General features: G+C 52.9%; 6 protein-coding genes. All 6 read left to right on the forward strand.

The genetic code is table 11. The features are described 5' to 3' along the window. Window positions 1-182 precede the first annotated feature (182 nt). The 6 genes from FJD38_RS19765 to msrQ all read left to right on the forward strand — a co-directional run bounded on the left by FJD38_RS19765 (window position 183) and on the right by msrQ (window position 6,160). Window positions 183-1,907: an acetolactate synthase 3 large subunit gene (locus tag FJD38_RS19765; protein WP_146387036.1), complete on the forward strand. Its 1,725-nt coding sequence runs from the start codon at window positions 183-185 to the stop codon at window positions 1,905-1,907. A 2-nt stretch (window positions 1,908-1,909) separates the two neighbouring features. Continuing rightward, the gene (gene ilvN, locus FJD38_RS19770; protein ID WP_019410366.1) at window positions 1,910-2,401 is read left to right on the forward strand and encodes an acetolactate synthase small subunit; all 492 of its coding nucleotides are present in this window, start codon (window positions 1,910-1,912) and stop codon (window positions 2,399-2,401) included. A gap of 51 nt (window positions 2,402-2,452) precedes the next feature. Further along, complete coding sequence (ilvC, locus tag FJD38_RS19775; RefSeq protein ID WP_122783674.1) at window positions 2,453-3,469, forward strand: ketol-acid reductoisomerase; 1,017 nt, start codon at window positions 2,453-2,455, stop codon at window positions 3,467-3,469. 142 nt (window positions 3,470-3,611) lie between these two features. Then, window positions 3,612-4,469: a CDP-diacylglycerol--serine O-phosphatidyltransferase gene (pssA, locus tag FJD38_RS19780; protein ID WP_122783673.1), complete on the forward strand. Its 858-nt coding sequence runs from the start codon at window positions 3,612-3,614 to the stop codon at window positions 4,467-4,469. Window positions 4,470-4,532: 63 nt separating this feature from the next. Further along, a complete protein-coding gene (gene msrP / locus FJD38_RS19785; protein ID WP_146387038.1) occupies window positions 4,533-5,546 on the forward strand; it encodes a protein-methionine-sulfoxide reductase catalytic subunit MsrP in 1,014 nt (337 codons plus the stop codon). Continuing rightward, entirely contained in the window at window positions 5,546-6,160 is a 615-nt protein-coding gene (gene msrQ / locus FJD38_RS19790; protein ID WP_146387040.1) for a protein-methionine-sulfoxide reductase heme-binding subunit MsrQ, read from the forward strand. Before msrP ends, msrQ begins: the two co-directional genes overlap by 1 nt. Window positions 6,161-6,384 lie beyond the last annotated feature (224 nt).

A 6,384-nucleotide genomic window follows, 5' to 3' on the forward strand; every position in this document is an offset into this window, starting at 1 on the left:
GCAACGCGTTACCTCGCGCTGGGTGGGAAAGCCCCGCAACACTTGGGGAGTTCCCAATGCTTGCTCAGTCAGTGCTGACGTAGTCGGCGACTACCGTCGCTCATGCTCTGCTGAGAAGTAAACCTATTAAGACCCGTTCGTATTTTTGTGAACGGTATTCTGGCGTTTTAGAGGTGAACAACGTGGAGCTTTTATCTGGCGGTGAGATGCTTGTCCGCTTTTTGCGCGACGAAGGTGTCAAACACATCTACGGGTACCCAGGTGGTGCTCTCCTTCATGTTTACGATGCGCTGTTCAAAGAACCGGAAGTGACCCACATCCTGGTTCGGCATGAGCAGGCTGCAACCCATATGGCTGACGGTTATGCCCGTGCCACCGGTAAAGCCGGTGTTGTACTGGTTACGTCCGGGCCGGGGGCGACCAACGCCATTACCGGTATCGCTACGGCCTATATGGACTCCATTCCGATGGTGGTCATTTCAGGTCAGGTGCCTAGCACCATGGTCGGCACCGATGCATTTCAAGAAACCGACATGATCGGTATCTCCCGGCCGATCGTGAAGCACAGCTTTATGATCAAGCATGCCTCTGAAATCCCGGAGGTAATGAAAAAAGCTTTCTATCTCGCACAATCCGGTCGGCCCGGTCCGGTCGTTGTCGATATCCCTAAAGACATGACCAACCCGGCTGAGAAGTTCGAGTACGTCTTCCCGAAAAAAGCCAAGTTGCGCTCTTACAGTCCGGCAGTACGCGGGCACTCGGGGCAAATTCGCAAAGCTGTTGAGATGCTTTTGGCGGCTAAACGTCCGGTTCTCTACGCGGGCGGCGGCGTTATCCTGGGTGGTGGTTCTGAGCCGCTGACCGAGTTGGCCAAAATGCTCAACGTGCCAGTGACTAATACGCTGATGGGGTTGGGTGCTTACCCTGGCACTGACCGTCAGTTCATCGGCATGCTGGGGATGCATGGCAGCTTTACCGCCAACATGACCATGCATAACGCGGATGTCATTTTGGCCGTTGGTGCGCGCTTTGATGATCGTGTCATCAACGGCCCGTCCAAATTCTGTCCGAATGCCAAGATTATTCATGTCGATATCGACCCGGCTTCCATCTCCAAAACCATCAAGGCTGATGTGCCTATTGTTGGGCCTGTAGAGAGCGTGATGACCGAAATGGTCGCAATCCTTAAGGATATGGGTGAAAAACCCAATTCTGAGGCCGTTGCCAGTTGGTGGAAGCAGATCGATGAGTGGCGCGGTGATCGCGGTCTGTTCCCTTATGACAAAGGTGACGGCAGCAAGATCAAGCCTCAAGCTGTGATCGAAATGCTCTGCGAAGTGACCAAAGGCGATGCTTACGTCACTTCCGATGTAGGCCAGCATCAGATGTTTGCGGCCCAATACTACCGTTTCAACAAGCCTAATCGCTGGATCAACTCAGGCGGTCTGGGCACGATGGGCTTTGGTTTCCCGGCTGCAATGGGTGTGAAACTGAACTTCCCTGATGCTGACGTTGCGTGTGTGACGGGGGAGGGCAGTATTCAAATGAACATTCAGGAACTGTCCACTTGTCTGCAATATAACCTGCCGGTAAAAATCATCAGCTTGAACAACGGCGTGCTTGGCATGGTTCGTCAGTGGCAGGACATGAACTACGGCAGTCGTCACTCGCACTCTTATATGGAATCGCTGCCTGACTTCGTCAAGCTGGCTGAGGCATATGGGCACGTGGGTATCAGAATCACTGACCTGAAAGACCTGAAGCCCAAGATGGAAGAAGCCTTCGCCATGAAAGATCGCCTGGTGTTCCTCGATATTCAGGTTGATACCAGTGAGCACGTTTATCCGATGCAGATCAAAGATGGCTCCATGCGCGACATGTGGCTGAGCAAGACGGAGCGTACTTAATCATGCGGCACATTATTTCTTTGCTTCTTGAAAACGAACCCGGTGCTCTGTCTCGCGTTGTCGGGCTGTTCTCTCAGCGTAACTACAACATCGAAAGCCTGACCGTAGCGCCGACTGAAGACCCGACCTTGTCGCGTCTGACGCTGACTACGGTGGGGCATGACGAAGTTATTGAGCAGATCACTAAAAACCTGAACAAGCTGATTGAAGTGGTCAAGCTGGTGGACTTGTCAGAGAGTGCTCACATCGAGCGAGAACTGATGTTGGTCAAGGTCAAGGCGACGGGCGCTCAGCGTGCAGAGATTAAACGCACCACGGATATTTTTCGCGGGCAGATCGTTGACGTAAGCGCCAGTGTTTACACCGTGCAGTTGACAGGTACCAGCGACAAGCTCGACAGTTTCATTCAGTCGATTGGCACTGCATCGATCCTGGAAACCGTGCGCAGCGGCGTCACCGGTATTGCTCGTGGCGACAAAGTACTCAGCATCTAACTCCAATTAAGTAGTACATGGCCGAGTGGCCTGGATATATAAGGGAAAATCATGAAAGTTTATTACGACAAAGACTGCGACCTTTCGATCATCCAGGGCAAAAAAGTAGCCATCATCGGTTACGGCTCCCAGGGTCACGCTCAAGCCTGCAACCTGAAAGATTCCGGCGTGGACGTTACTGTTGGTCTGCGTAAAGGTTCGCCGACTGTCGCCAAAGCTGAAGCTCACGGTCTGAAAGTGTCTGACGTTGCCAGCGCCGTTGCTGCTGCTGACATCGTGATGATCCTGACTCCGGACGAGTTCCAGTCCTCGCTGTACAAGAATGAAATCGAGCCGAACATCAAGCAAGGCGCGACGCTGGCCTTCTCTCACGGCTTCGCGATCCATTACAACCAAGTGGTACCGCGCGCTGACCTGGACGTGATCATGATCGCGCCGAAAGCACCGGGTCACACCGTTCGTTCCGAGTTCGTAAAAGGCGGCGGTATTCCTGATCTGATCGCTATCTACCAAGATGCGTCGGGCAATGCCAAGAACGTTGCCCTGTCTTACGCTTCGGGCGTGGGTGGTGGTCGCACCGGCATTATCGAAACGACTTTCAAGGACGAGACTGAAACTGACTTGTTCGGTGAGCAGGCTGTTCTGTGTGGTGGTACTGTCGAGCTGGTTAAAGCAGGCTTTGAAACTCTGGTTGAAGCAGGTTACGCGCCAGAAATGGCTTACTTCGAATGCTTGCACGAGTTGAAGTTGATCGTTGACCTCATGTACGAAGGCGGTATCGCCAACATGAACTACTCGATCTCCAACAACGCGGAGTACGGTGAGTACGTGACCGGGCCGGAAGTGATCAACGCTGAATCCCGTCAAGCCATGCGTAATGCTCTGAAGCGCATTCAAGATGGCGAATACGCGAAGATGTTCATCTCTGAAGGTGCTACCGGCTACCCATCGATGACCGCCAAGCGTCGTAATAACGCGGCCCACGGTATCGAAGTTATCGGCGAGCAACTGCGCTCGATGATGCCTTGGATCGGCGCGAACAAGATCGTCGACAAAGCAAAAAACTAAGTTTTACGCCTAAAAAGAACGCGGCCTCGGCCGCGTTTTTTCGTTTCAGCGGCCGCTTCTGGTATAAAGCAGGATCGTTTGCGGGTGAGTCTTGGCCGCAAGCCTCTATCGAAACTTTTCATATCGTTGCAAGGTAATGTCCATGAGCGAACGTCCCGAAGAGCCAAAAGCGGCTTCAGACGCCGATAGCCTGCTGCCTGTCGATGAACATGTCGAAGAAGGGCATGACGCTGAGGGCCGTAAGGTCCGGCATCGTGGTATCTATCTGCTGCCAAACCTTTTTACTACGGCGAACTTGTTCGCTGGCTTTTACTCCATCATCAACTCAATGAGCGCACAAAGTGCCATGAGTGCTGGTGATGCTGCGGGTGCAAGCAAGTATTTTGCATTTGCTGCCATCGCTATTTTTGTTGCGATGGTGCTGGACGGCCTTGATGGTCGCGTGGCCCGAATGACTAATACTGAAAGCGCTTTTGGCGCTGAATATGATTCCTTGTCCGATATGGTCGCCTTTGGCGTCGCTCCTGCATTGCTGGCCTTTGGCTGGGCGTTGGGTGATATGGGCAAGGTCGGCTGGATGGTTGCCTTTATCTACGTCGCTGGCGCGGCTTTGCGTCTGGCGCGTTTCAATACCCAGGTTGGCACGGCAGATAAGCGCTATTTTATTGGCTTGGCAAGTCCGGCCGCTGCGGGTGTGGTTGCGGGCATCGTATGGGCATTCAGTGATTATGGTATCCAGGGTTCCAAGATGTCCTTCCTGGTGGCCCTGCTGGTTGCGGCAGCGGGTATGTTGATGGTCAGCAATATCAAGTACAACAGCTTTAAAGAGTTGGACTTGAAGGGGAGAGTTCCGTTTGTAGCCATCCTTGCTGTGGTGCTGGTGTTTGCCGTCGTGTTCAGCGATCCCCCGCGTATTCTGCTGATCGCATTTTTGGCGTATGCCGCATCGGGCCCTATCCAGTATTTGCTGCATCTACGTCGTAACAAAACCCGCGAGTGATGTAATTTCTCCCATACTCCGTAGTCTATTGGTGCATCAGTCCTCCAATACTACGGAGTTGTCATGCTCATCAAACTGCCTAAAGCGTCCGACAGTAAAGAGTCGGACGTAACGCCTGAATCCTTCTATCTATCCCGTCGTGCATTATTGGGCAGTTCGCTTGCAGGCTTGGCTGTGGGCGTGCTTCCGCGGTGGTCCAGTGCCGCCGATGCCGCTCGTTATGCCGATGTCGAGCCGAGTAAGGCGCCGAGCTGGTTCGTCGACAAGCTTGCGCAAACCAAATGGCAAGCCGTTACGGTGAAAAATGAGGCGATTACCCCTTTCAAGGACGCAACGCACTACAACAACTTTTATGAGTTCGGCACCGACAAGGGTGACCCGGCTCAAAATGCGGGGGCGCTAAAAACAGAGCCTTGGACAGTGGTGGTGGATGGAGAGGTGGGCAAGCCTGGTCGGTATGCGCTCGAAGATTTCATGAAACCCTATCAGTTGGAGGAGCGAATTTATCGATTGCGCTGTGTTGAGGCCTGGTCAATGGTGATTCCGTGGATGGGGTTTCCGTTATCGGCCTTGCTCAAACAGGTTGAGCCGACATCCAAAGCAAAGTACATCCGTTTTGAAACATTGCAGGATCCCAAGGTGATGCCAGGACAGCGCTCTGGTTTTGCGTTGATCGATTGGCCGTATGTGGAGGGGTTGCGACTGGACGAAGCCATGAACCCTTTGGCAATACTGGCGGTGGGGATGTATGGGCGAGAGCTGCCCAATCAGAATGGGGCGCCACTGCGTTTAGTCGTGCCATGGAAGTATGGGTTTAAAAGCGTTAAGTCGATTGTGCGAATCAGTCTGGTCGAGGAGCAGCCGAAAACCACATGGCAGAGCATCGCTGCGGATGAGTATGGCTTTTATGCCAATGTAAACCCTCAGGTCGACCACCCGCGCTGGACGCAGGCGCGTGAGCGGCGCTTACCGAGCAGTCTTTTCAGTCCCAACGTACGTGATACACAAATGTTTAACGGTTACGGTGATGAAGTCGCTTCTTTATATAGTGGGTTGGATTTGCGGAAGAACTATTGATGCGACTCTTGGTTTGGCGACTTTGCGTTTTCATGGCTGTGTGCATCTGGCCGCTGTATTGGTTATACGAGGCTTGGAGTTTTGCCTTGGGGCCAGACCCGGGAAAGGTGCTCGTAGATCGACTGGGGCTTGGAACACTGATCCTGTTGCTGGTGACATTAAGCATGACACCCATGCATAAGCTTACTGGCTGGTCAGGGTGGATTGCTGTACGGCGACAACTTGGCTTGTGGTGCTTTACCTACGTTGTACTGCATCTGTGTGCCTACCTGTTTTTTGTTCTTGGGCTGGATTGGTCGCAGCTAGGTGTGGAGTTGCGCAAGCGTCCCTACATCATTGTCGGTAGCTTGGGCTTCCTCTGTCTGCTTGCGCTGGCCGTAACATCCAATCGTTACAGTCAAAAGCGCTTGGGAGCTCGATGGAAAAAGCTGCATCGCTTGGTGTATCTGGTTTTGGGGTTGGGCTTGCTGCATATGCTTTGGATTGTGCGGGCAGACCTTAAGGAGTGGGCGGTCTATGCATGTATAGGGGGTTGTCTTCTAGCCCTACGAATACCTGCGGTGAAGCGCCGTATTCCGCGCCTCCAGAAGAAAAAGCCATTAATAGCGTCTTAATTAACAATTACCGCTTGACCCAGAATTCTAACGGCCTATAATTCGCCCCACTTCCGGCGCAGTCGAAACGGAAAACTCCTTGAGATTCAATGAGTTGTACGGTTTTCGGCGGTGTCAGCTTCAAGTCATCGAAGCAGGAAATGAGGTGTTGACAGCAGCGTGTAACGCTGTAGAATTCGCCTCCCGCTAACGAGAGATCGAAAGCGCAAGTGGTTGATGTTACA

It is taken from the genome of Pseudomonas saxonica (assembly GCF_007858365.1).
Classification (GTDB): Bacteria; Pseudomonadota; Gammaproteobacteria; order Pseudomonadales; family Pseudomonadaceae; genus Aquipseudomonas; species Aquipseudomonas saxonica.